This window comes from Pseudomonas grandcourensis (assembly GCF_039909015.1).
GTDB classification, from domain to species: Bacteria; Pseudomonadota; Gammaproteobacteria; order Pseudomonadales; family Pseudomonadaceae; genus Aquipseudomonas; species Aquipseudomonas grandcourensis.
Map to the genome: position 1 here is coordinate 3,928,495 of NZ_CP150919.1, position 21,163 is coordinate 3,949,657.

General features: G+C 59.0%; 18 protein-coding genes. 9 read left to right on the forward strand and 9 right to left on the reverse strand.

The window, feature by feature from the left end; translation table 11 throughout:
- Window positions 1–61: 61 nt before the first annotated feature.
- From AABM52_RS17495 to AABM52_RS17515, 5 genes are all read right to left on the reverse strand, one after another.
- Window positions 62–1,450, reverse strand: coding sequence for a DUF1329 domain-containing protein (locus tag AABM52_RS17495; RefSeq protein ID WP_347907169.1), 1,389 nt, complete (start codon window positions 1,448–1,450; stop codon window positions 62–64).
- A gap of 12 nt (window positions 1,451–1,462) precedes the next feature.
- Window positions 1,463–3,160 (reverse strand): DUF1302 domain-containing protein, encoded by a 1,698-nt coding sequence (locus tag AABM52_RS17500; protein WP_347907170.1) that lies wholly within the window; start codon window positions 3,158–3,160, stop codon window positions 1,463–1,465.
- Window positions 3,161–3,216: 56 nt separating this feature from the next.
- Window positions 3,217–4,341: an FAD-dependent oxidoreductase gene (locus AABM52_RS17505; protein ID WP_347907171.1), complete on the reverse strand. Its 1,125-nt coding sequence runs from the start codon at window positions 4,339–4,341 to the stop codon at window positions 3,217–3,219.
- 87 nt (window positions 4,342–4,428) lie between these two features.
- Window positions 4,429–4,839, reverse strand: a complete 411-nt coding sequence (locus AABM52_RS17510; protein ID WP_347912646.1) for a Rieske (2Fe-2S) protein — start codon at window positions 4,837–4,839, stop codon at window positions 4,429–4,431.
- Between the two features lie 9 nt (window positions 4,840–4,848).
- Window positions 4,849–5,787: a VOC family protein gene (locus AABM52_RS17515; protein WP_347907172.1), complete on the reverse strand. Its 939-nt coding sequence runs from the start codon at window positions 5,785–5,787 to the stop codon at window positions 4,849–4,851.
- Between the two features lie 277 nt (window positions 5,788–6,064).
- On the opposite strand from AABM52_RS17515, the gene AABM52_RS17520 reads away from it, so the two are divergent.
- Both AABM52_RS17520 and AABM52_RS17525 read left to right on the forward strand, forming a co-directional pair.
- The gene (locus AABM52_RS17520) at window positions 6,065–7,027 is read left to right on the forward strand and encodes a LysR family transcriptional regulator (protein WP_347907173.1); all 963 of its coding nucleotides are present in this window, start codon (window positions 6,065–6,067) and stop codon (window positions 7,025–7,027) included.
- 59 nt (window positions 7,028–7,086) lie between these two features.
- Complete coding sequence (locus tag AABM52_RS17525; RefSeq protein WP_347907174.1) at window positions 7,087–8,244, forward strand: prolyl oligopeptidase family serine peptidase; 1,158 nt, start codon at window positions 7,087–7,089, stop codon at window positions 8,242–8,244.
- A gap of 76 nt (window positions 8,245–8,320) precedes the next feature.
- Here the strand turns inward: AABM52_RS17525 and AABM52_RS17530 are convergent, their stop codons facing one another.
- The gene (locus AABM52_RS17530) at window positions 8,321–8,707 is read right to left on the reverse strand and encodes a nuclear transport factor 2 family protein (protein WP_347907175.1); all 387 of its coding nucleotides are present in this window, start codon (window positions 8,705–8,707) and stop codon (window positions 8,321–8,323) included.
- A gap of 259 nt (window positions 8,708–8,966) precedes the next feature.
- Between AABM52_RS17530 and AABM52_RS17535 the strand changes: the two genes are divergently transcribed.
- Window positions 8,967–10,316, forward strand: a complete 1,350-nt coding sequence (locus AABM52_RS17535) for an amidohydrolase family protein (protein WP_347907176.1) — start codon at window positions 8,967–8,969, stop codon at window positions 10,314–10,316.
- 11 nt (window positions 10,317–10,327) lie between these two features.
- Window positions 10,328–10,774, forward strand: a complete 447-nt coding sequence (locus AABM52_RS17540) for a heme-binding protein (RefSeq protein WP_347907177.1) — start codon at window positions 10,328–10,330, stop codon at window positions 10,772–10,774.
- On the opposite strand, the gene AABM52_RS17545 is transcribed toward AABM52_RS17540, so the two are convergent.
- The 3 genes from AABM52_RS17545 to AABM52_RS17555 form a co-directional block, all read right to left on the reverse strand.
- Window positions 10,759–11,694, reverse strand: a complete 936-nt coding sequence (locus AABM52_RS17545; RefSeq protein WP_347907178.1) for a LysR family transcriptional regulator — start codon at window positions 11,692–11,694, stop codon at window positions 10,759–10,761. The two genes, AABM52_RS17540 and AABM52_RS17545, sit on opposite strands and share 16 nt — an antisense overlap.
- A 65-nt stretch (window positions 11,695–11,759) precedes the next feature.
- A complete protein-coding gene (locus tag AABM52_RS17550; RefSeq protein ID WP_347907179.1) occupies window positions 11,760–13,694 on the reverse strand; it encodes a methyl-accepting chemotaxis protein in 1,935 nt (644 codons plus the stop codon).
- Between the two features lie 186 nt (window positions 13,695–13,880).
- Window positions 13,881–14,351: a MarR family winged helix-turn-helix transcriptional regulator gene (locus AABM52_RS17555; RefSeq protein ID WP_347907180.1), complete on the reverse strand. Its 471-nt coding sequence runs from the start codon at window positions 14,349–14,351 to the stop codon at window positions 13,881–13,883.
- 273 nt (window positions 14,352–14,624) lie between these two features.
- Between AABM52_RS17555 and AABM52_RS17560 the strand changes: the two genes are divergently transcribed.
- The 5 genes from AABM52_RS17560 (at window position 14,625) to AABM52_RS17580 (ending at window position 20,854) form a co-directional block, all read left to right on the forward strand.
- Complete coding sequence (locus AABM52_RS17560) at window positions 14,625–15,578, forward strand: PDR/VanB family oxidoreductase (protein ID WP_347907181.1); 954 nt, start codon at window positions 14,625–14,627, stop codon at window positions 15,576–15,578.
- Between the two features lie 40 nt (window positions 15,579–15,618).
- Window positions 15,619–16,695, forward strand: a complete 1,077-nt coding sequence (locus tag AABM52_RS17565; protein ID WP_347907182.1) for an aromatic ring-hydroxylating dioxygenase subunit alpha — start codon at window positions 15,619–15,621, stop codon at window positions 16,693–16,695.
- A gap of 96 nt (window positions 16,696–16,791) precedes the next feature.
- Complete coding sequence (gene fdhA, locus AABM52_RS17570; RefSeq protein ID WP_347907183.1) at window positions 16,792–17,991, forward strand: formaldehyde dehydrogenase, glutathione-independent; 1,200 nt, start codon at window positions 16,792–16,794, stop codon at window positions 17,989–17,991.
- A gap of 213 nt (window positions 17,992–18,204) precedes the next feature.
- Window positions 18,205–19,539: an MFS transporter gene (locus tag AABM52_RS17575; protein WP_347907184.1), complete on the forward strand. Its 1,335-nt coding sequence runs from the start codon at window positions 18,205–18,207 to the stop codon at window positions 19,537–19,539.
- A 37-nt stretch (window positions 19,540–19,576) separates the two neighbouring features.
- A complete protein-coding gene (locus AABM52_RS17580; protein WP_347907185.1) occupies window positions 19,577–20,854 on the forward strand; it encodes an OprD family porin in 1,278 nt (425 codons plus the stop codon).
- Window positions 20,855–21,163: the final 309 nt, after the last annotated feature.

Sequence of the window (21,163 nt, forward strand, 5' to 3'; positions counted from 1 at the left end):
ACCGACCTCGACAAACCTTTTGAAACCGGATCACGGTTCGCAAACCGCGATCCGGTCTGTCTCAACGAACTCCGGCACCCGCCATCGCCGCCGGCGAAAACTCTGAGGCCTTGTAGCGATCCACCATGCCGTACTGCTCGGGCTGACCGGTGTAGACGTTCTGGATAAACCAGGCGCCGGAGGTCAGGTCGTAAAACCCCGAAGACAATTGCGCTTGCGCAGGCAGATCCGGGAGTACCGCCGGCAACGACCACAGGGTCTTGGCCAGTTGACCATTGGCGTCCCAACGGTCGCCGAGCATGGCTTGCCAGGTGTCCTCATCGAGGTAATAGCGGCCCTTCGGCAACTGGTGACGCTTGCCCGGTGCCAGGTCCGCTTCCACAACCCAGACCCGGTGCAATTCCCAGCGCACGTAATCCGGGTTCATGTGGTGAGCGAGGAACAGGTCTTCAGGTTTGGCTGCGGTTTGCACTTTGTTGGTGTTGTAGGGGATGTACATCTCCTGCTTGCCCACCAGTTTCCAGTTGAAGCGGTCTATGCGGCCCTGGAATACGCTCAACTCGTCGAACGACATCACCCCGGCGGTCGCCGGGGTCGGCGTGTCGCAGCAGGCATTCGGCAGCTTGCGCACGCGACGCTGGCCAGTCAGGTAAACGTGCGCCTGGGACAGGTCACCGTTGATGTTGGTGCGGCCCATAATCTGTTCGCCGGCGCGCAATGGCGGACCGACGTTGAGCAGCCGGAACAGCCAGTAGTCACCGGCAAACGACTCCGGCGTCCCTTCCTGGTAGTAGTACGGCATCTCCTGAATGGCCTGGCCATCGGTGGTCATGACCTGCTTGCCGTCGGCCGTCATCAGGTAGTGCCGAAAATGCATCGACACCGAGGTACCGCGCCAATTCAACACGTGGTTCCATATGGCTTCGGCGCCGTTTTTCGGGATCGGAAACGGGATGCCGCCAAAGGCGCCTTCAGGTACCGGACCGGCGCTGCTGTCTACCAGTTTGGCGCGGGTGGCGTTTTTCAACGTGTTGTCATACACCCATTGCGGCGCAGCGGCGGTGCGCCGTGTCGGGTAAACGTCGATGCGATAAGTGTCCGGGAAACGTTTGAACATTTCCTTGGTGCCATCGCTGAGTTTGCCAGCGTATTGCGCCAGGTTTTTCGAGGTAATGCTGAACAGCGGCTTGTCTGCGGCGAACGGATCGGACCGCTTGCCGCCTTCCTTGAACGAAGGATCGACCTTGGTGTAACCACCGTCCCAGACAGGAATCGAGCCGTCGGCATTGCCGGCGCGCTCGGCCCCGAAAGGCGTGAGGTTTTTCGACAGTTTGGCCGCGTCTTCCGCTGTCGCAGCCCCCGCCATCTGACTGCAAATGGCCAGGCTACCGAGCAGTGCGAAGCAAAGCGTTTTGAGCTTGAACGCTCCGGTTTTCTTGTTGTGGGTCATGCGCAAGTCCTCTTAAAACGTGGTCTTGACGGAGAAAGCCAGGTAATCCCGATCTTTCAGCGATTGCTTGTAATTGAACTGGCTTGCGGCGTTGAGGTTGGTGTCCTCGGCGCCGTAGTAATGTGTGTAGGTCAGGCCAGCGGTGACGCGATCCAGATAGGTCGCGGTGATACCGATGTTCATGTCGCCGCCGTTGTCCGGGCCAAAGGAACTGACCACCGCCGATTTGCCCAGCGGGAAGTAGCTGAGGCCGATCGGGATGCTGATATCGATGCCGGAAAAAAACTGGCGGTAGGTCGGGGTGTAAACCACCTTGAACCCGAGTCCGTCGTCGGTGGCATTGGGGTCCAGGGCGGCCCGGTTTTTGGTGACACTCAGCAGTCGGTTCCAGGCGATCTCACCAACCAGCCCCGACTCCCTGGCGATGAAGTTCGGCCCGAACGAGGCCAGGACGTTGAGGTTGACGTGGGCGGTACGGCCGACGGCGTAGAGGGCATCGTCATCGTTATCAGCGACTACGCCGGGCAGGACGGTTTGACCGTTGGAAACCAGCGGCATGTTCCAGCGCATCGAGGCTTCACCGGCGAAGCTGTATTCGTCGACCGTGGTGGAAAAACTGGCGCCAAACGCGCGAATGTCCTCCGGGTACACCCAGTAGTATTCGCCGATCTGGCCGGTACCGAAGTTCGGCGCACCGGTGGAAGGCTTGAGGTAAAGCTTGGGGGTTTTGTCGTGGTACTGGATCGCGTACAGGCCGTACTCGACCGTTTCTGCGCTGTATTTCAACTGCAGACCGCCCTGCCCTGAACTTCTGGCTTCCTTGTCATTGCCATGGAAGAACGCCGCCGGGCTGCCGGGATTGCCACCGAGGAACGCAGGAAATGGCGCCCCCACGATCAAGCGTTCGTTGCCTTCACCAATAGTGTCACTGGTGGAGAAATAACTACCGGCACCCGGCAGGCGCGTCTCTTCCCATTCCAGCTGGTAGAAGGCGCCGAGCGACACGTCATTGGTCAGTTGGAAAGTACCCGACAGTTGACTGACCGGCCGGGTGATTTCCTTGAACTGGGTGTTGGGTACCGACTGCGCTTTCACCACGTCAACCGGCGCCATGCCACCGGCAATGCCGTTGGCGCCGAAGAACAGGCTCTCGCCCCAGATCAAGCCGTGGCGACCGGCACGTATGGACGTGGCGTGATCGCCCAGCTCGCCGTTCCAGTAAACAAACGCATCGAGCAGTTCGCCGTCACCGCCGTGCAGGTGGCGGGTGTCGTCGGTGAATTCGTCGTAGGCCACCGAACGGGCGTTGGCTCGCGCAGGGTCGTCGTTATCGTTGTCGTGCTGGTAGGCGGTGTCGTACCAAGCGGCGCCACTGAGGCGTGCGCCGACGTTTTTGAACGACATGTCCAGTTCGGAGAGGATGTCCGTGCGATTGGAAATCAGGCCTTTTTTGAACGCCCGATCGCCATCGTCCTGGTTGAGCGAGACCTGCCCCTCGGTCAGTTTGCTACTGGGATTCTGGGTGCGCCATGCGGCGCTGTACTTGACGGTGTTATCCCATCGCAGGCTGAAATCCGGATTGCCGGTATCCACCTGAAAGGCGTGTGCAGCCTGGCTGCAAAGCACCAACACTGCGGCCAACGTGAAACCAAAGGGTGCAGACGTGCAGACCGGGCGGCGCGCAAGCGTCGCAGTCATGGAGCTAACCATCGCGTTAACCTCTTGTTTTTATAGTGGTAACTGCTGTGGGTGACGGCCTTGTCGAATCAGATCGGCTCAGCCGTGCGCGCAAGCATTTGCTTGACCAGGCCGATGCGGTCGAATTCGCGGTCGTGTTGCATTTCCTTGTCGCCCGCCAGCACCGAGCTTTCGCTGATGAACTTGCAGCGCTCGAAACGGCGTTCCATGAAGCGCTGGAGAATTTGCACAACGCTGCCATCGCCAGTCAGTTCTTCACTGAGCACGATGGCATCTTCTATCGCCATGCCGGCCCCCTGTCCGAGGTGGGGCGTAGTCGCATGGGCGGCGTCGCCGATCAGCAAAACGCGGCCGCGGTACCAGGGCTCATTGACGAAAACCACCTCCATTGGTTTGTAAACCACTTGGCTGCTGTCGGTGATTTGTTCACGCAACTGACCGACGAGACCGGAAAAACCTTGCAAGCGCTGACGCATCTGCTCGGCCAGCGACTGCGGGTCCATCCAGGGGTTGGACGGTTCGTGGGAGGTGAGGAACAGGTACATCAAGTCACCGGCCAGCGGCACCAGGCCGGCGTTGCCGTCAGCGCTCTGATAGTTGGCGAGGTGATCGATTTGCGGGTCGCGCGGGAAGTTGTAGCGCCACACCGATTGGCCGGTAAACCTGGGTGTATAAGTGTCACCAAACAGCAAATCACGCACTTTGGAGAACAAACCATCGGCACCCACCACCAGGTCATAACTACCGCGGCTGCCGTCGGTGAACAACACGTCGACGCTGTCGCCCTGGTCATTCAGTGTTTCTACACTGAGTCCAAGGCGTACTTTGGCGCCAAGTTCCAGGGCCGTTTCACTGAGGACTTTATGCAGTGCCAGACGTGAAATACCGACGTTCGCCGGGTAGGCAGGCCCTGCCAGGCGCTGGCCCGGGATGCGTGCCAATTGCTGACCGGCCGGGCCATAGATGGCGACGTCTTCAAAGGCATACGCCGCATCGAGATAACCGTCGAGCACGCCCAGCTTGGCCATTTCGCGAACGACGTTGCTTTGCTGGATGATCCCGACACCGTAAACGGTCCATTCTGACTTGAGTTCGATCAGGTCGACTTCAATGCCTTTGCGTCGCAGGGCAATGGCCGCGCACAGGCCACCAATACCACCGCCCACGATCAGAACTTTGTTCACTGCACTCATGGTTTTCTCACTTTTTATTCTTGTGATTCGATGCAGCGCCGGGCACTGCGTCGTTAGGTCCAGCTTCCCGTCAAAGCAGGGATTTGACTAATCGCGAGTAGGGATGCGATGTATCGCCAAACGCGATACCTCAACCGATCCTGATATCGCCGCCTTTACAGGCATTTCCAGCACCACCCAGCCCTCCTCCAGACGCCATGGCAGCGTGTGCAGCCGCTGGCCCAGACACGGGCCGTAGACACATTCGCCGGTGCCAGGAAGAAACTGCGCCCCGTGGGCGTAACAGACGATCAGCTGGCCATCAGCCGACAAAAACCGGTCCTTGCGGTACTCCAGGCGCACGTCCAGATGCGGGCAACTGTTGCGATAAATCCGCACCTGCCCTTCGTGCACCAATGCAAAAATAGTGTCCCTGCCGAGCTGCAATGGATCGAACCCGCGCGCCTGCCCTTCTGCCAATTCGTCCATCCGGCACAGGGGGAAATCGCTGTGACTTATCACCTGCACTCAGCCTTGCTTGGGTGGCGGGCCACCCGGTGCCCACTTCTCTTTAGAGGTGAACAGGAACAGCTGAGAGTTATCGGCCGACAGTGGTGCGCGGCGCGCCTCCCAGGCGTCATCGTGTTTGTCCATGTCGGCGTCGTATTCGATGTGGCAGCCCAGCGGACTGTTGAAGTACCAGAACCAGTTGGAGCCAAAGAGGTGACGGCCAGGCCCCCAGAAACTGGTCCAGCCTTTTTGCTCGAAGCGCGTACCGGCCAACAACACTTCAGTGCCGCTGCCCATGTGAAAGGTGAAGTGCTCGCAGCCCTTCATGTGTGGGGGGGTCTGGATCATGAACAGGCAATGGTGGTCATCGGACCCCGCCGGACGCATGAATGGCCCTGCCCCGATGAAAGTGTCGGTGGTTCGAAAGCCCAGGCGTTCGGCGTAGAAGGCTTCGGCCTTGGCGGCATCCGGGACGAAATACACCACGTGCGACAGCGTGCGCGGCGTGGCGCTCATCTCGAGGGTGATGCCTGGTTGGTTAAGCGGACGTTGTGGCGCGTGGCCGGCGGCGTTGGTCAGGTCATCCGGGGCGTTGAAGGACTTGCGAACGCTGACCTGGAAAGCGATGGCAAACCCCATGTCGTCGACAGTGTGCAGCACACCGTTTTCACGGGTGACCTGACGATCTCGCGCCAACTCGTCTTCGATGGCGTCAAGGTCAGCCGCGCTGGCGACGCCGTAGACGGTTTCGCGAATCGACGGTGCCGGCCCGATGGCAATCGGCAGCGTTGGATCGTCCGCACGGCGAATAATCACGGCCGTACCGTCCAGTGCTTCAAAACGCCCACCGCTGCTGTCGACGTCAATCGGTGCCAGGCCGTAATCACACAGGCAATCGGTACAAGCTTGGATGTCATCGACGCCAAAGATCAGGGCATCAAGGCCAATGATGTTCATCGCTACCACTCCATTGAAATTAGTATCCGGAAGCAGGCACCGAGGGCTCGACAGGCCCATCAGCGATGCATGGAATCCGGTGGTGGTGTCGGCAGTAAGTCCGACTGCGGCGAAGATTGCCGTGCGGTTTGGCAGCTGACTAATCGCGAGTGAGGATGCGACCTATCGGCAAACGCGATACCTGAGTGCGCGGGATATCGGCACACGGGCGGGGTTGACGTGACGATGAATTAACCGGAATGTATCGCGAAAATAAATACAAAAGCGGACATGCCTGATGCGTTTCAACCACCTGGACCTGAATCTGTTGGTCGCGCTCGATGTATTGCTCGAAGAGCAGAACATCACCCGCGCCGCCGAACGACTGCACATGACGCAGTCCGCCACCAGCGGTGTGTTGGGACGCCTGCGAACCTATTTCGAAGACGAACTGCTGGTGCAAGTGGGGCGTAAAATGCAGCCCACGCCTTACGCGCAGGAGCTCGCCAAACCCATCCGCGAAGTGCTGCTGACGATCCAGTCGTCAATCACCGCCAAGCCGGTGTTCGACCCCACGACCAGCAAACGTCACTTCCGCCTTGTGACCTCGGATTACCTGATCAGCGTGCTGTTTGCCCAAGTGATTCAGAAAATCCATCAGGAAGCGCCCAACATCACTTTCGAGATGCTCGGCCCAAGCGACAATTCCGGAGAGTTGCTGATTCGTGGTGAGGTTGACCTGATGATTGTGCCTGAGCGCTATATCATCGAAGGCCACCCGCACAAACTGTTGTTTGAAGAAGAACACGTCTGCGTGATCTGGAAAGGCAATACCCAGGTGGGCGACAGCCTGACCCTTGAGCAGTACATGGACATGGGGCACGTTTCTGTCGGTTTTGGTCGCAGCCGCCACTTGAGCATCGAAGAGTGGTTTATGAACCAATACGGTTTCAACCGCCGTATCGAAGTCATCACCAACGACTTCAACACGCTGCCGCAGCTGGTCGTTGGCACTCAACGCATCGCCACCATGCACCAACGTCTGGCGCGGTTGTACGCCGAGCATCTGCCCCTTCGCATCCTCAATACGCCGGTGAAGATTCCGGTCATGCGCGAGGTCATGCTCTGGCACCGCAGCGTCGACGGCGACCCCATGCACCGCTGGCTGCGTGAACGCATCAGCGAATTCATCCAGCATCTTGAGCGCCATCATATCGCCGCCCGCGATACCTCCCATCCCGAGTCACGATTGGCCAATTAGCCGGGGCGTCCTTAACGTGCCTTGTGAACGACAAGGCAACCACAAGGACAACAACAATCATGTTCCGTTACTTCCCGACCAATTACGTGTGGAATCTCTCCGTCGACCTGGCCATCGAGATGGGCGCCCGTATGGGCGAAATTGAAGAGATGTGCGCACCGCTACAGGAAGCCGCCCAGCAACCCGATGCCGCTGGAACCAAGGCGTTTCGCGAAACCTGGGCGAAGATGGCCGACAAACTCTGTGGCCTGGCCGAAGAAGATGAAGGCCATGGCCGACTGCTGTCCGCGGGCGAAAAATACAACCGCGCCGCCACCTACTACCTTACCTGCGAACGTTTGCAGGCCCACGGCGCGCCGGGCCGGACAGAGCTGTACCAGCGCTTTTTGCAGACGTTCAAACGCGGTATCGAACTGTCTCGCGAGAACTGTGAGCGCGTAGAAATCCCCTACGAGGGCAAACATCTTTCCGGTTTGCTGGTACGTGCCGAAGGTGTGTCCGGTCCGGCACCGATCCTGGTGCAGGTCAATGGACTGGACTCAACCAAAGAAATGAAATATCGCGTCGGGCTGCCAGCCTGGCTGGCGAAGCGCGGTATCTCATCGTTGATCATCGACCAGCCCGGAACCGGTGAAGCGCTCCGATTGCATAATCTGGTCGCCCGTTTCGACAGCGAGCATTGGGCCAGCCGGGTGGTCGACTGGCTGGAAAGCCGTAGCGACGTGGATGCCAAACGCATTGGCCTGGAGGGCGTCTCGCTCGGCGGCTATTACTGCCCGCGTGCGGTGGCGTTTGAACCACGGTTTGCGTGCGGTGTGGTGTGGGGCGCCAACCATGACTGGCGCGATGTGCAAAAACGTCGCCTGGAAAAAGAAGGCAGCTTCCCCGTTCCGCATTATTGGGCGCACGTGTGCTGGGTGTGGGGGGCGAAAGATATGGATGAGTTCATGGCCATCTCCGAAAACGTGCACCTGGATGGCGTACTGGACCGCATCAAGGTTCCGTTCCTGGTGACCCACGGTGAAAAGGACTCACAGATTCCATTGAAGTGGGCACAACGCACCTACGAGCAACTGGTCAACAGCCCCAAACGTGAGCTTAAAATCTTCACCGAACGCGAAGGTGGCGTGCAGCATTCCAGCTTCGATAACAGCATCAACGCGGGCCATTACATCGCTGACTGGATTGCCGAAACGCTGGGTGGCCACACCGCATAACGAGCTTCACGAAGCACAAAAAACGCCGGAAAGCCTTGGGGCTCTCCGGCGTTTTTTTATTGATCGGGAAGCGGGTTCAGTTTGGCGCCCGCGTGCCATGGAACGAGATGATCTGCCACCCCTGCGCACCGTACGCCCATATCTGCGTGGCAAAGCCTTCACCACGAATCAACTGGTCACCACCGCGCTTGCGCAACGTGTTGCACTGCGGTCCCGTCATGACCGCAAGATGGTCGCCATAGAAGCGGATCAGCAGTTCGCCGCGCTCAATATCCAGATACTCTACGGCGCTTTTCGCGTAGTCCAGATACTCCGCCTTGCCTTGTACCAATCCCGTGGTGTGTACGTACACCAGATCATCGGCGAACAACTCTGCCACACGCGAATAGTCTTCCTCTACCAATGCCCGGCGGCGCTCTTGCTCAAGTGCCAGCAGTTCAGCTTTTACAGTTGCGGTGGTCATGGGGACTGCTCTCTGTGGATGAAGAGCGCGCACCATAGCCCCCCGATCAGACTCATAAAAAATCGCCGATCACGATGCCAACCATCGTCACTCGCGATACCCGGCCCTTGCTGTTATTCATCGCCGCAAAGCCCCGACAGCGCTGAGGTGCAGCAGCTATTGACGCCATCAATACGCAAGCATTGATGCAAGTTGCTGGTGGCGTGAACGGACCTGCCCTAGCTTCGCTTTGCATAACAATCCGCAAAGTGAAAACGCCATGCCTGCCCTACACCTGAAATGCCAGACCTTGTTCGACGGTACCGGCCTGCAAACCCGTCAACAGCAAACCCTGGTCGTGGAAAACGGCCTGCTGTCGTATGTCGGCCCGACCGCCCTCGCGCCGCAGCTGCAACCGGGAGACACCCTGCTGGACGCCGGCGATAATTTTGTCATGCCGGGCCTGGTCGATGTGCACACCCATTTGGCCTTCGGCAACGCGCAGAGCGAAGAAGATATTGATATCTGGACCAGCGACGAATTCCGCGCACTGCGTGGCATGTTTTTCGCCCAACATGTGCTGGCCGCCGGCGTGACCAGCATGGTCTGCCCGGGCGATAGCGGCCAACTCAGCATCGCTGTGCGCAACGCGATCGCTGCCGGTTTGTTCGAGGGCCCGCGTATTGCCGCCAGCAGCCGGGTTATCACCAATCGACAGAGCCTCAACGACTGGTTCCCGAGTCGCATGGGTACGCCGGAATATTTCACTGCGCGCCTGGTCACCAGTCGCAGCGAAGCGTTGGCTGAAATCCGCAAACAGGCCAAGGATGGCGCCGACCTGATCAAGATCGCCATGGACGGCACCCACCGCCGCCCGAACGGCGAAATTATCGCCGCGTTCACCGCCGAAGAAACCTATGAGATGGTCGAAGAAGCTCACCGCCTGGGCTGCAAAGTGGCGACCCACGCCTATGGCCGAGAGGCTGTGATGTACGCCGCACGCGCCGGTGTCGATCTGGTGTTCCATGCCTTCTACATGGACGACGCCTGTATCGAGGCTTTGCTCGAAGCCGGCAGCATTCTCGCGCCGACCATGACCTTCCCGCAAAACACCGTGGACTTCTGCCAGCCCCACGATCCGGCCATCAGCACCGGTTACGCCGGCTACTGTGCCCGCACCCTGGAAATCGGTTCGGCCGTGCTCAAACGTGCCAAGGCCGCAGGCGTGCCTTTCGCGTGTGGCAGCGACAGCGGTTTTGCGGTAACACCCTATGGCGAGTGGCACGCTCGTGAGCTGGAACTGTTGGTCACCCGGCTGGGCTTCACACCCGCAGAAGCGCTTTATGCCGCCACCAACGTTGGTGCGCGCTGCATGCCACGCGGTGAGACCATCGGCTCCCTCGAAGTGGGCAAGCAAGCAGACTTCCTGTTGCTCGACGGTTCGCCGTTGCACGACATCCGCATCCTGCAAGACCGCTCTCGCCTTAAAGCCGTGTACAAGGCTGGCCAGTCCGTGCGCATGGAGCGCAGCCCCTACAACCCCAAACAGGTCTCTGATTTCAACTCGCTGAAATGGACTGATCTTTACACCCGGGACCGCGTGGCCCAATTGGGCAAGTGGGCACAATGAGGACCAACACCATGCAGCAACTCGACCTGATGACCGCCACCAACATCGCCAGCTACGCCATCCGCATCGCTCGGGAAACGGGCATCAACCCTCTTGCCGTGGCCGTGCTGGATAGTGCAGGTCATCCGCTGGCAGTCTTGCGTGATGAACATGCCAGTTTCCTTCGACCACAGATCGCCATCGGCAAGGCACGGGGTTGCTTGGGAATGGGCTTTGGCGGGCGCGAACTTGCCCGGCGCGCACAAGCGATGCCGGCGTTCTTCGACGCCATCAACAGCCTGACCGGCGGTGAGGTAATTCCCGTCGCCGGAGGCGTGTTGATTCGCAATGCCGAGGGACTGATCATGGGCGCCATTGGCATCAGCGGCGACACTTCGGACAACGATGAACGATGTGCCGTGCAGGCTATTGAACAGGCTGAGCTGGTAGCGGATACCGGTGATCAGTTGGCGCGCTGATCAAGCAACGCGGCCTGCGCCGATAACAGGCCGCGAAACCACAACATTGCCGGGTCATGGTGTTGGTAAGGATGCCATTGCAGTACCTGAACGGCGTCGGGAAATGCCAGCGGTGCAGGGTGAATACGCAGTGGATAATGTTTAGCGAAGCGCTGCGCCTGGCGGCGAAACACGGTGGCGATCCGAGTAGTACCGACGATGAATTCGGGCATTAACACGAAGCTTTCAAGGGCCACTGCCACTCGGCGATGAACGCCCAGCTCATGCAAGTGCGCTGCATCCATCGCCAGATTTCGACCATCGGCAAACTCGCGAACCACGTGCTCCGCCTCGCAATAGTCGGCCAGGCTCAAGCCTTCGGCGAACCGGGGTTGCCGAGCGCAGACGATGCAACAGAGCTCGTCGTTCATCAGCGGTATATGGGGGTAAGCCGGGTTCAATCGCCGCTGAGGCACAATCACACAATCGCTGCGGCGATAGTCGAGCGCTTCGCTGACCACGTCACCGTCACGCGGCACAGGCATGTCCCGCAGACTCAATCGCACGCCAGGTGCGATTCGGGCCAACTCAAGACTGACAGCTGGCAACAGGACGCCAGCCACGTAGTCGGAAGCCACCAAAGTGAAGTGCCGAATGCAACTGGCCGGTTCAAAGTTGACCGGTGAGTCGACAATCTCACGGGTCAGAGCCAGCGCTTCACGCACTTTCGGAAGCAGTTCCAGACCCAATGCCGTGGGCTCCAGACGCCGTCCAATCTGGACCAGCAACGGATCATTGAAATGCTCACGCAAACGTCCGAGCGCCGAACTGGTTGCCGACTGCCCCAGGCACAATCGCTCGGCGGCCCTGCTGACGCTACATTCGCTCAACAAGGCGTCCAAGGCGACCAGCAGGTTCAAGTCAAGACGTCGATAACGCATGTTGTATCCAGTTTAAGTTTTTCGGTATTTGAACTACGCCCTTGATCGCACCCAGGGGCAATGTTTCAGGTGTCGCGGTGAAACGCCCCTACCGCTTCACCAAGGCTGACGCTCAGGCGCTGCAAGTCGCCATTAGCTGTTTCCAGCCGAGCACACTCCTCGGCATTTTGCTCTACTACCCTGTCCACCTGCCCAAGCGCTGCATCGACTCGACAGGCTATGTCATGTTGCGATGCCGCGGCGTGGGCAATTCTCTGTCCGCTGTATTGAACACGCGAGATGGCCTCGGTAGTCGCATCCAGGACCTGACTTGCGCGCACTGTCAGCTCAACGCCTTCGGCGGTCAGTCGCTGACTGTCGAAAAGGCTGGCTGCGGTGTCGCCGGTTACCTTCCAGAGGCGTTGGATCATGCTGTCGATCTCGCCTGTCGATGCTCGCGTTCGGCTGGCGAGCACCCGAACCTCGTCGGCCACTACAGCAAAACCGCGACCCTGCTCACCGGCTCGCGCGGCTTCGATGGCGGCATTCAAGGCCAATAGATTGGTCTGTTCGGCGAGTGCGCTGATCACATCCAGCACACCGGTAATAGCCTGGCTTTCGCTCTGCAACAGTTGCATGGAACCCACACTGCCGGTCATTTCCCGCGATAGCTGCTGAAGGCTTTGACTCGCCTGTCGTACCAGGTCGTCGCCATGATGAATCAGCTTGCAAGCATCGCCCAGGCTTGCCTGGCTTCCCGCGACTTGCTGGTTGACCTGTGCAGCCGCCTGGGTCATATGCTGCATAGCCGCAACCACCTCGGCGGTCTGTTCGCGCTGTGCGCGCACACCCTGCCCTGTGCGATCTACCATTGCACCCAGCGAGACGGCCGCAGCGTCCAGTTGTTGCACGTCGCAGCCGATTCGCCCCACAAGATGGCACAGCGCCTGCAACATCAGGTCAATAGCACTACCGAGCTGGCCCAACTCATCTTGTCGATCAATCAGCGCGGGACGATCCTTCAGATTTCCCGCAGCCACCCGTTGCGCCAGACCCAGCATCATTTTCAGTGGCGAAACAATTGAACGCTGGATCAAAAGGCACGCGCCGATACTGAGCAACACGGCAAGCAGCACCATCACTGCAAGTTGCTGATCCAGACGTTTTTGGAGTAATTCATAAGATTGCGCAGCCCTCGCGCGTTCGCTTTCCAACACCATCGTCACTTGCTCAGCCGACACCGACATGCTCACTTGTTGCGCCATGGCCTGCTCACCGCTGCTGGCGAAACCCAGAAATGCCTCGCGATACTCGGCCAACGCTGCGCTGGCCTCATCCAGTGCACGACGACGATCGCCATCGAGCTGCGAATTCAGGCTACCTAACGCGCTGGCAAGCTCATTGACCCGGTTGACCCAGTCGTCCCGATAACGGTTTTGCGGATCGAGGGAAAAATACAGCTCGCTGTCACGCAGGTTGGCCAAGCGTTCGCGTAATGCAGCCGCCTCTTCCAACTGCTGCATTGACTGCGCTTGGGGCAGACTGTGTTGGTCAAGATTCAGGTTGATATCGTCCAATTGGTCGAGGAACACTTCGCTGAATCGCTGCCCTGTCGTTTCCGCCAGCACTTGCATGCGCAACCTCGCCCGAATCGCCTGCAGGCGCGCCTCGGCATATGCCTGAAATGCCTTCAGGTAACGGTCGGATGACTGGGCGAGCGTCTGCCTGAAGCCCCCTCCTGAAGGAGCAAGCGACGGTCCGACTTGTAGTTGACGTATAGAATCCTCGACCTGCGCAGCCGATTCTCGTGACGGCAGCAAACCAAAATCCCGCTCTGCAAGCCGCGCCTGGGCAAGACTGGCTTTCTGGCGATCCAGCTCCCGTAACTGTGTCGTGCTTGATTGCGTTACCCGCACCGAATACCAAGCGGTGAGCGCCATGCCCATCGTGCAAATCAGAACCAGACCGAAGCCGAGCGACAACTTGCCACCGACACTGAGGCGGTTCAGCGAAGCACCCAATCGATGGATTCTCACTTGCTCGGCCTGTGTGCGGCGATGGAACGATTAGCCATCGAGTGAACCCCATTATTGTTTTAATCGGGGCAGGTTGACGTGACGGAGCAAGACTGACCAATCGCATGTGAGGATGCGACCCATCGGCAATCGCGATACCTGAAAGGTACGCAGGTTTTGAGGTAGTCAGATTCAAGCGTCTTCCGGATCGTACTCGTTCACATTGGCGACCTGGGAATGCAGTCGACCCAACAATTCGACGAGGGTGTCCACTTCCGAGGCAGAGAGCCCGCTGAGCAGCCGCCGCTCACGTTCCAGCGCAACCTTCAGGACTCGCTCATGCAGGGCTTTGCCGCTGTCCGTCAGGCTGACGGTATAGCGCCGCGCATCCTTTGAATCGACCTGACTGCAAATATGTCCGGCACCTTCCAGCGCCTGCAATGAACGGCTGACCGCGCTCTTGTCGAGTCCGATCGTCTGGCAGATTCGGTTGGCGGTGATGTCATTTTCCACAGCAAGCATCGAAAGCATTCGCCATTCGACGACACCGATACCGAAATGCTTGCGATAGCACTGTGATGCCCCTGCGGAGAGCTTATTGGACAAGAAATTCAGCAGTGCCGGGACATAACGCGTGAGGTTCAGTTGGAATTCTGCGGACATTGAGCGAACACCTTGGATCGGCGGGGCCTTGGAATATTAGTTGACACCGCAACCAATTAATCGGAGGATTTCTCAACCGAACGTCACGGGCGATTCGCTGCATGATATGCCGCCGCCCTGCCTCATAAAAATAATTATCAGGTTTTGGTCATGAACCCCTTCAATCTCATCGCCTTCGTCTTCCTCGTGCCAGCACCCGGCTGATCCGTCCCCGGCCAGTGCTCTAACCGACGCTTTTTTTTCAGCAGCCACTTCAGTGTGGAGGGACAAGTCATGCTTCAAGTCAACGTCACCCGCAAAGCAGACGAAGCCGAAGGCATCTGCAGTTTCGAACTATGTGCCGCGGATGGCAGCACGCTGCCAGCGTTCGAGGCCGGCGCCCATATCGACATTCACATTGCCGATGGCCTCACCCGCCAATACTCCTTGTGCAACGACCCCAAGGAACGCCACCGCTACCTGATCAGCGTGCTCAAGGACCCGAGCTCACGGGGCGGCTCCAAAGCCATGCACGAGCAGATCCAGTCTGGGCAAACACTCAGCATCAGCGCTCCGCGCAATCTTTTCCCGCTTGATCGCTCAGCCAGGCGACACCTGCTGTTTGGTGGGGGTATCGGTATCACGCCCATGCTGGCCATGGCCTGGGAGCTGTCACATCAAAGGGCCGATTTCGAATTGCACTACTGCTTCCGTTCGAGAGAGCGCGCAGCGTTCGTCAAGATGCTTGCTCAAACCCCTTTCGCCGACCGCATAAAGCTTCATGACGACAGCGGCCCCCAGATGCAGAAGCTGGATGCGCCAGCCTTGCTCACGCCCTCCCACGCTGACACTCATCTGTATGTGTGCGGGCCGGCCGGTTTCATGAACTACATCCTCGATTCAGCGCAGAACGCCGGGTGGCCGCAGGACCGGGTACACAAAGAATTCTTCGCCGCCGACCCTATCGATCAAAGCGCAAATGCATCGTTCGAAGTTGAACTGGCAAGCAGTGGTCAGGTTTTTCAGATTCCTGCCGAACGTACGGTGTTCGAAGTGCTCGACGAAGCCGGCATAGCGATCGAGTCATCTTGCGAGCAAGGCGTCTGCGGCACGTGCGTCACTCGCGTACTGCAGGGCATACCCGAACATCGGGACAAGTTCCTGACAGTGGCCGAACACGCCGCAAACGACCGATTTACCCCCTGCTGCTCTCGCGCCAAGTCATCACGCCTGGTGCTCGACCTGTGAATTCAAACAACAACATCAACCGTGCCTCCTGGAGAACACCATGAACACCTCCACTCTCCAAACGCTTGCCGAAGAAATTCCGGCGCCTGCCTTGCCCAGCTTTCCCCTCAACCAGTGGTATGTCGCTGCCCTGGGTTGGGAGTTGAAGGACAAACCGGTGGGCCGGACATTACTCAACAAGCCTGTCGTGCTGTTTCGTAAAGCCAACGGCGAGGTCGCGGCATTGGAAGACCGCTGCTGCCACAGAGCATTGCCACTGTCGAACGGAACGCTGGAAGCGACCGGCATTCGTTGCGGTTATCACGGCCTGCTGTTCGATGACCATGGAAAATGCGTCGAAATCCCGGGCCAGGACAAGATCCCGAGCAAAGCCAAAGTGCCTGCGTATCACGTGCGTGAGCAGGACCAGATCGTCTGGATATGGTTTGGCAGCGAGGCTCAACCCGAGCCGATGTGTGAACCGCCGACTTACTCCGTCCACAGCAGCGGCAAATACCTGTTCGACGGCAACGTGTACCACTACGACGCGCCTTATCAATTAATCCACGACAACCTCATGGACTTGAGTCATTTGGGGTATGTCCACCTGCGCACCATCGGTGGCAACGCCAGCATCCATATGAATGCGCGGATGAATGTGGAAAGTGAAGACAACGTCGTACGGGTCGTGCGCCATATGCCGGACTCTGTTCCACCACCGACCTACACCGCCGCCTACCCTTTCAAAGGCAACGTGGACCGTTGGCAGGAAATCGAATTTCACGTCAGTCATCTGCGGATCTGGACCGGTGCAGTGGATGCCGGTACCGATCCACTGGATAACCCTGATCGCGGTGGCTTCCACATGCGCGGGTTCCACGGCGTAACGCCAGAAACCGACACCACCAGTCACTACTTCTGGACCATTGCCACCAACCCGGCGAGTGATCCAGAAACCATCAAGGCCAAGGTCGTTGAGCAAACCATCCTGACCTTCGATGAAGACAAGGAAGTGATCGAGGCCCAGTACCAGAACATGTGCCGGTTCGGTACGCGTCCGATGATCGACATCCACGTCGATGTCGGGGCCAATCGCGCCCGCCGAATCATCGAGCAGCTTCGCCAATCCAGCTCTTGAGTCCTTCAGACCAAACACAAGGCTCCAGGACATTTGCTGCCCCGAAGGCAGCATTTTGCAGCGCTACATAACAACAACTTCCTCGAGGGAAAAAGCATGTCTGGCAATCGTGGTGTGGTGTATCTCGGCTCTGGCAAGGTCGAAGTACAAAAAATCGACTATCCAAAAATGCAGGACCCGCGCGGTCGAAAGATCGAGCACGGGGTCATTCTCAAGGTGATTTCCACCAACATCTGCGGCTCCGACCAGCACATGGTGCGTGGCCGTACCACGGCGCAAACCGGCCTGGTGCTGGGCCACGAAATCACCGGCGAAGTGATCGAAAAAGGCAGTGACGTCGAGCACCTGAAAATCGGCGACCTGGTATCCGTGCCGTTCAACGTGGCCTGCGGACGCTGCCGCTCCTGCAAGGAAATGCACACCGGCGTCTGCCTGACCGTCAACCCGGCCCGTGCCGGCGGTGCTTACGGTTACGTCGACATGGGCGACTGGACCGGCGGCCAGGCCGAATACGTGCTGGTGCCATACGCCGACTTCAACCTGCTGAAACTCCCGGACCGCGACCGGGCCATGGAGAAAATCCGCGACCTGACCTGCCTCTCCGACATCCTGCCGACCGGTTATCACGGCGCAGTGACGGCTGGCGTTGGCCCGGGCAGCACCGTGTACATCGCCGGTGCCGGACCGGTCGGTCTGGCGGCGGCTGCATCCGCTCGCCTTCTGGGTGCGGCGGTGGTGATCATCGGCGACGTCAACACCGTGCGCCTGGCCCACGCCAAGGCCCAGGGTTTTGAAATCGTCGACCTGTCGAAAGACGCGCCGCTGCACGAACAAATCGCCGCGCTGCTCGGCGAACCGGAGGTGGATTGTGCGGTGGACTGCGTCGGTTTCGAAGCCCGCGGCCACGGTCATGACGGCGTCAAACACGAAGCCCCGGCCACCGTCCTCAACTCGCTGATGGGCGTGGTGCGTGTGGCCGGCAAGATCGGCATCCCCGGCCTCTACGTCACTGAAGATCCAGGCGCTGTCGATGCCGCCGCAAAAATGGGCAGCCTGAGCATCCGCTTCGGCCTCGGCTGGGCCAAATCCCACAGTTTCCACACTGGCCAGACGCCGGTGATGAAGTACAACCGGCAGTTGATGCAGGCAATCATGTGGGACCGCATCAATATTGCTGAAGTGGTAGGTGTGCAAGTCATCAGCCTGGATCAGGCGCCGGAAGGTTACGGCGAGTTCGATGCGGGCGTGCCGAAGAAGTTTGTGATTGATCCGCACAAATCCTTCAGTGCGGCCTGAGCCTGAGTTCACGGTCGTCCAGCGCTTCTCGCGCCTGAGCACCGTACCGCCCCGGAGTCGAGCCGCCGGCTCCCAGGCACCTTGCATGCTCCACTGACCAACAAAAACAAGAAGGTATCGACATGTACACACTGCAACCTCTGCATAGCGAGGCGGCTTCGGCTGCCCGTCGTTCAAAGCATTTTTCTACCCACAGCTTCGGAGCCTGACGCCATGAGCCAGTCGATTGGGCAACAGCTGGACGAAAAACCCATGGTCAGCTTCCAGTGGGGCGTGGTTGCGCTCTGCTTTCTGATAAACATGCTGGATGGCTTCGATGTATTGGTGATGGCTTTCACCGCCGCGTCCATTTCCGCCGATTGGGGCCTGAGCGGCATTCACCTCGGCTACCTGCTCAGTGCAGGGCTTGTCGGAATGGCGATCGGCTCGTTGTTCATTGCCCCTTGGGCCGATCGCTTCGGGCGACGTCCGCTCATTCTGCTGTGTGTAGGCATTGCCGGGCTCGGCATGCTGGCGTCATCGAAGGCGACATCCCCCGAGATGCTCGCGGTGCTGCGCCTGATAACCGGACTCGGCATCGGTGGCATCCTGGCCAGCAGCTACGTCATTGCCGGGGAGTACGCCAACAAGAAGTGGCGCAGTCTGGCCATTAGCCTGCAATCCACGGCCTACGCACTGGGCGCGACCATCGGCGGCCTCATCGCGGCGCAGATCATTCCGTCCCTGGGTTGGCGTTCGGTGTTCTTTTACGGTGGCATAACGACGCTGCTGATCCTGCCGATCCTTGCATTCTGGTTGCCCGAGTCCCTGGCTTTCCTACTGTCTCGCCAACCCCGGCGCGCGCTGGAACGTATCAATGTTCTGCTGCAACGAGTCGCGATCACGTCCCTCGAGCGGTTGCCCGAGGCGTTGCGTGAACCCAGGAAACCGCTACGAGCCACCTTCGCCGAGCTCTTCTCGCCAGCGCTGCTGCGTTCAACCTTGCTGGTGTGGAGCGCCTTCTTTCTGGTGATGTTCGGTTTCTATTTCGTCATGAGCTGGACGCCGAGGCTGCTGGTTTCGGCCGGCCTGTCGAATACGCAAGGCATCACGGGCGGTGTGCTACTCAACGTCGGCGGCATTCTTGGCACCTCGCTGATCGGCTTGCTGGCGGCACGTTTTCGTCTGTCCCGAGTACTCATGGCCTACCTTCTGGTCAATGCGGTGCTGCTGGCCGTCTTCGTGCAATTCACTGCCAACCTGAACCTGGCCTTCGCCTTGGTGCTGATGATCGGAATTTTTGTCAACGGCTGCGTCGCCGGGCTCTATGCGCTTACCCCGAGCATTTACAACGCCACCCAGCGCGTCACTGGCCTGGGTTGGGGCATCGGCATCGGTCGCGTCGGAGCGATTCTCTCGCCATTGGTGGCTGGCCGTTTGATTGATGCGCAGTGGCAGCCCGCCGACCTTTACCTGCTGTTTGCCCTGTCCTTCGTCCTTGCGGCTGGCGCCGTCTGGCTTTTGAAGCCGCAACGGCTGCTGCAGCTGAACACCGTCAGCAACGCCTGATTCGACCGTCCATAACAATAAAAGCAGGACCGATCACATGCAAAAAAACACTGAATGCCCTTGGCGCTACAGCCTGGGCATGGCGATAGCCTGCGCCTCTTCCACTGCCTACGCAGGGTTCGTGGATGAGAGCAGCGCGACCCTGACCACGCGCAATTACTACCTGGACCGGGACTACAAAGGCGACAGCCCCTATTCGGCCGCTCGCGAGTGGGCCCAGGGATTCATCCTCAAGGCCAACTCCGGTTTTACCGACGGGACCGTCGGGTTCGGCCTGGACCTCACGGGGATGCTGGGACTCAAACTGGACTCGTCGCCCGATCGGACCGGCACACAACTCCTGCCTTTTGACCCGACGACCCGAGAGGCTGAGGACGAATACTCTGAACTGGGTGTGGCGCTGAAGGCGAAAATCTCAAAGACCCGGCTATCCGTTGGAACGCAGTTCCCTGCCCTGCCGGTCATCACCGCGAGCCCTGCACGTTTGGTTCCGCAATCCTTTCGTGGTGCGTATGCGATTTCCGATGACATCGACAAACTCACGCTGCACACCGGCCGTATGGATCGAGTGAACCTGCGGGACTCCACTGACTATCAGCCAATCTCACTGGCGTCGCCCAATGGCCGCTTCAAAAGGGGCGCCAGCTCGGAGCGTTTTGACTTCATGGGCGGTGACTATCGCTGGTCTGACACGTTGACCCTTCGCTATTTTCACGCCGAGCTGAAGGACATATACACCCAGGACTTTGCGGGAGGCATCCACCAGCTTCCCCTCGGCCCAGGCAAACTCAAAACGGACGTGCGGATCTACAACAGTCGTGAGAACGGTCGCGCAGAAGCCGGCAAGGTCGACAACCTGAACGCCGGTGCCATGTTCAGCTACCAGATCGCGGCCCACACCTTGGGCATGGGCTACATGTACCAGACTGGCGACACAGCAATGGCCTACATTGCTGGCGGGGAGCCAACGGTGCTCAGCGACGGCACCATGAGTGCGGACTTCGTCAACCCGAAGGAGCGGACCTGGGTGGCGCGTTATGACTACAACTTCGCCGCTGTTGGGCTACCGGGCCTGACCGGTATGGCTCGCTATTTGAGAGGTAGCCACATTGACCTGCCCCAATTGGGGGGAACTGACCTGACAGAGTCGTCGAAGGACGTAGAGTTGGCCTACGTCATACAGTCAGGTCCGGCAAAAGGCCTCGCTCTGCGCCTGCGCCATGCCTTGTATCGCAATGAGCAAAGTACAGCCTCGACATTCAGAAGCGACAACGAAACCCGGATTAATGTCGACTACACCATTAAGCTCTGGTAATGGAAGGGATAAGTAACACTCGTCGTCAAGGCCGCCAGTTCATCAACAAGGAAACGAATTAGCTGGCGGGCCCTAAGGCGGGGACTTCTATTACATCGGTTAGCATCTAATGTGTGCTTTCGTCTCTAGTCGTTACGGCCGAAAAGTGTCTGCCCTCACGCATCCAATCGCATGCATGGGGGAAACCTGAAACCAACGCAGCTTTGCGCCGCCAGCTGTGCTGGCGACGGGCTGCAATCGGCCGATTCTGTTGAAAAAGTCGAATTTTCAGATCGCCTGAACTCAGGCACGACTACCACTGGAGAACCT

Excerpts from the sequence above, each read along its gene's own strand:
- AABM52_RS17495 (WP_347907169.1), bottom strand. The coding sequence starts at position 1,450 with ATGACCCACAACAAGAAAACCGGAGCGTTCAAGCTCAAAACGCTTTGC.
- AABM52_RS17500 (WP_347907170.1), bottom strand. The coding sequence starts at position 3,160 with ATGGTTAGCTCCATGACTGCGACGCTTGCGCGCCGCCCGGTCTGCACG.
- AABM52_RS17505 (WP_347907171.1), bottom strand. The coding sequence starts at position 4,341 with ATGAGTGCAGTGAACAAAGTTCTGATCGTGGGCGGTGGTATTGGTGGC.
- AABM52_RS17515 (WP_347907172.1), bottom strand. The coding sequence starts at position 5,787 with ATGAACATCATTGGCCTTGATGCCCTGATCTTTGGCGTCGATGACATC.
- AABM52_RS17520 (WP_347907173.1), top strand. The coding sequence starts at position 6,065 with ATGCGTTTCAACCACCTGGACCTGAATCTGTTGGTCGCGCTCGATGTA.
- AABM52_RS17525 (WP_347907174.1), top strand. The coding sequence starts at position 7,087 with ATGTTCCGTTACTTCCCGACCAATTACGTGTGGAATCTCTCCGTCGAC.
- AABM52_RS17530 (WP_347907175.1), bottom strand. The coding sequence starts at position 8,707 with ATGACCACCGCAACTGTAAAAGCTGAACTGCTGGCACTTGAGCAAGAG.
- AABM52_RS17535 (WP_347907176.1), top strand. The coding sequence starts at position 8,967 with ATGCCTGCCCTACACCTGAAATGCCAGACCTTGTTCGACGGTACCGGC.
- AABM52_RS17540 (WP_347907177.1), top strand. The coding sequence starts at position 10,328 with ATGCAGCAACTCGACCTGATGACCGCCACCAACATCGCCAGCTACGCC.
- AABM52_RS17545 (WP_347907178.1), bottom strand. The coding sequence starts at position 11,694 with ATGCGTTATCGACGTCTTGACTTGAACCTGCTGGTCGCCTTGGACGCC.
- AABM52_RS17555 (WP_347907180.1), bottom strand. The coding sequence starts at position 14,351 with ATGTCCGCAGAATTCCAACTGAACCTCACGCGTTATGTCCCGGCACTG.
- AABM52_RS17560 (WP_347907181.1), top strand. The coding sequence starts at position 14,625 with ATGCTTCAAGTCAACGTCACCCGCAAAGCAGACGAAGCCGAAGGCATC.
- AABM52_RS17565 (WP_347907182.1), top strand. The coding sequence starts at position 15,619 with ATGAACACCTCCACTCTCCAAACGCTTGCCGAAGAAATTCCGGCGCCT.
- fdhA (WP_347907183.1), top strand. The coding sequence starts at position 16,792 with ATGTCTGGCAATCGTGGTGTGGTGTATCTCGGCTCTGGCAAGGTCGAA.
- AABM52_RS17575 (WP_347907184.1), top strand. The coding sequence starts at position 18,205 with ATGAGCCAGTCGATTGGGCAACAGCTGGACGAAAAACCCATGGTCAGC.
- AABM52_RS17580 (WP_347907185.1), top strand. The coding sequence starts at position 19,577 with ATGCAAAAAAACACTGAATGCCCTTGGCGCTACAGCCTGGGCATGGCG.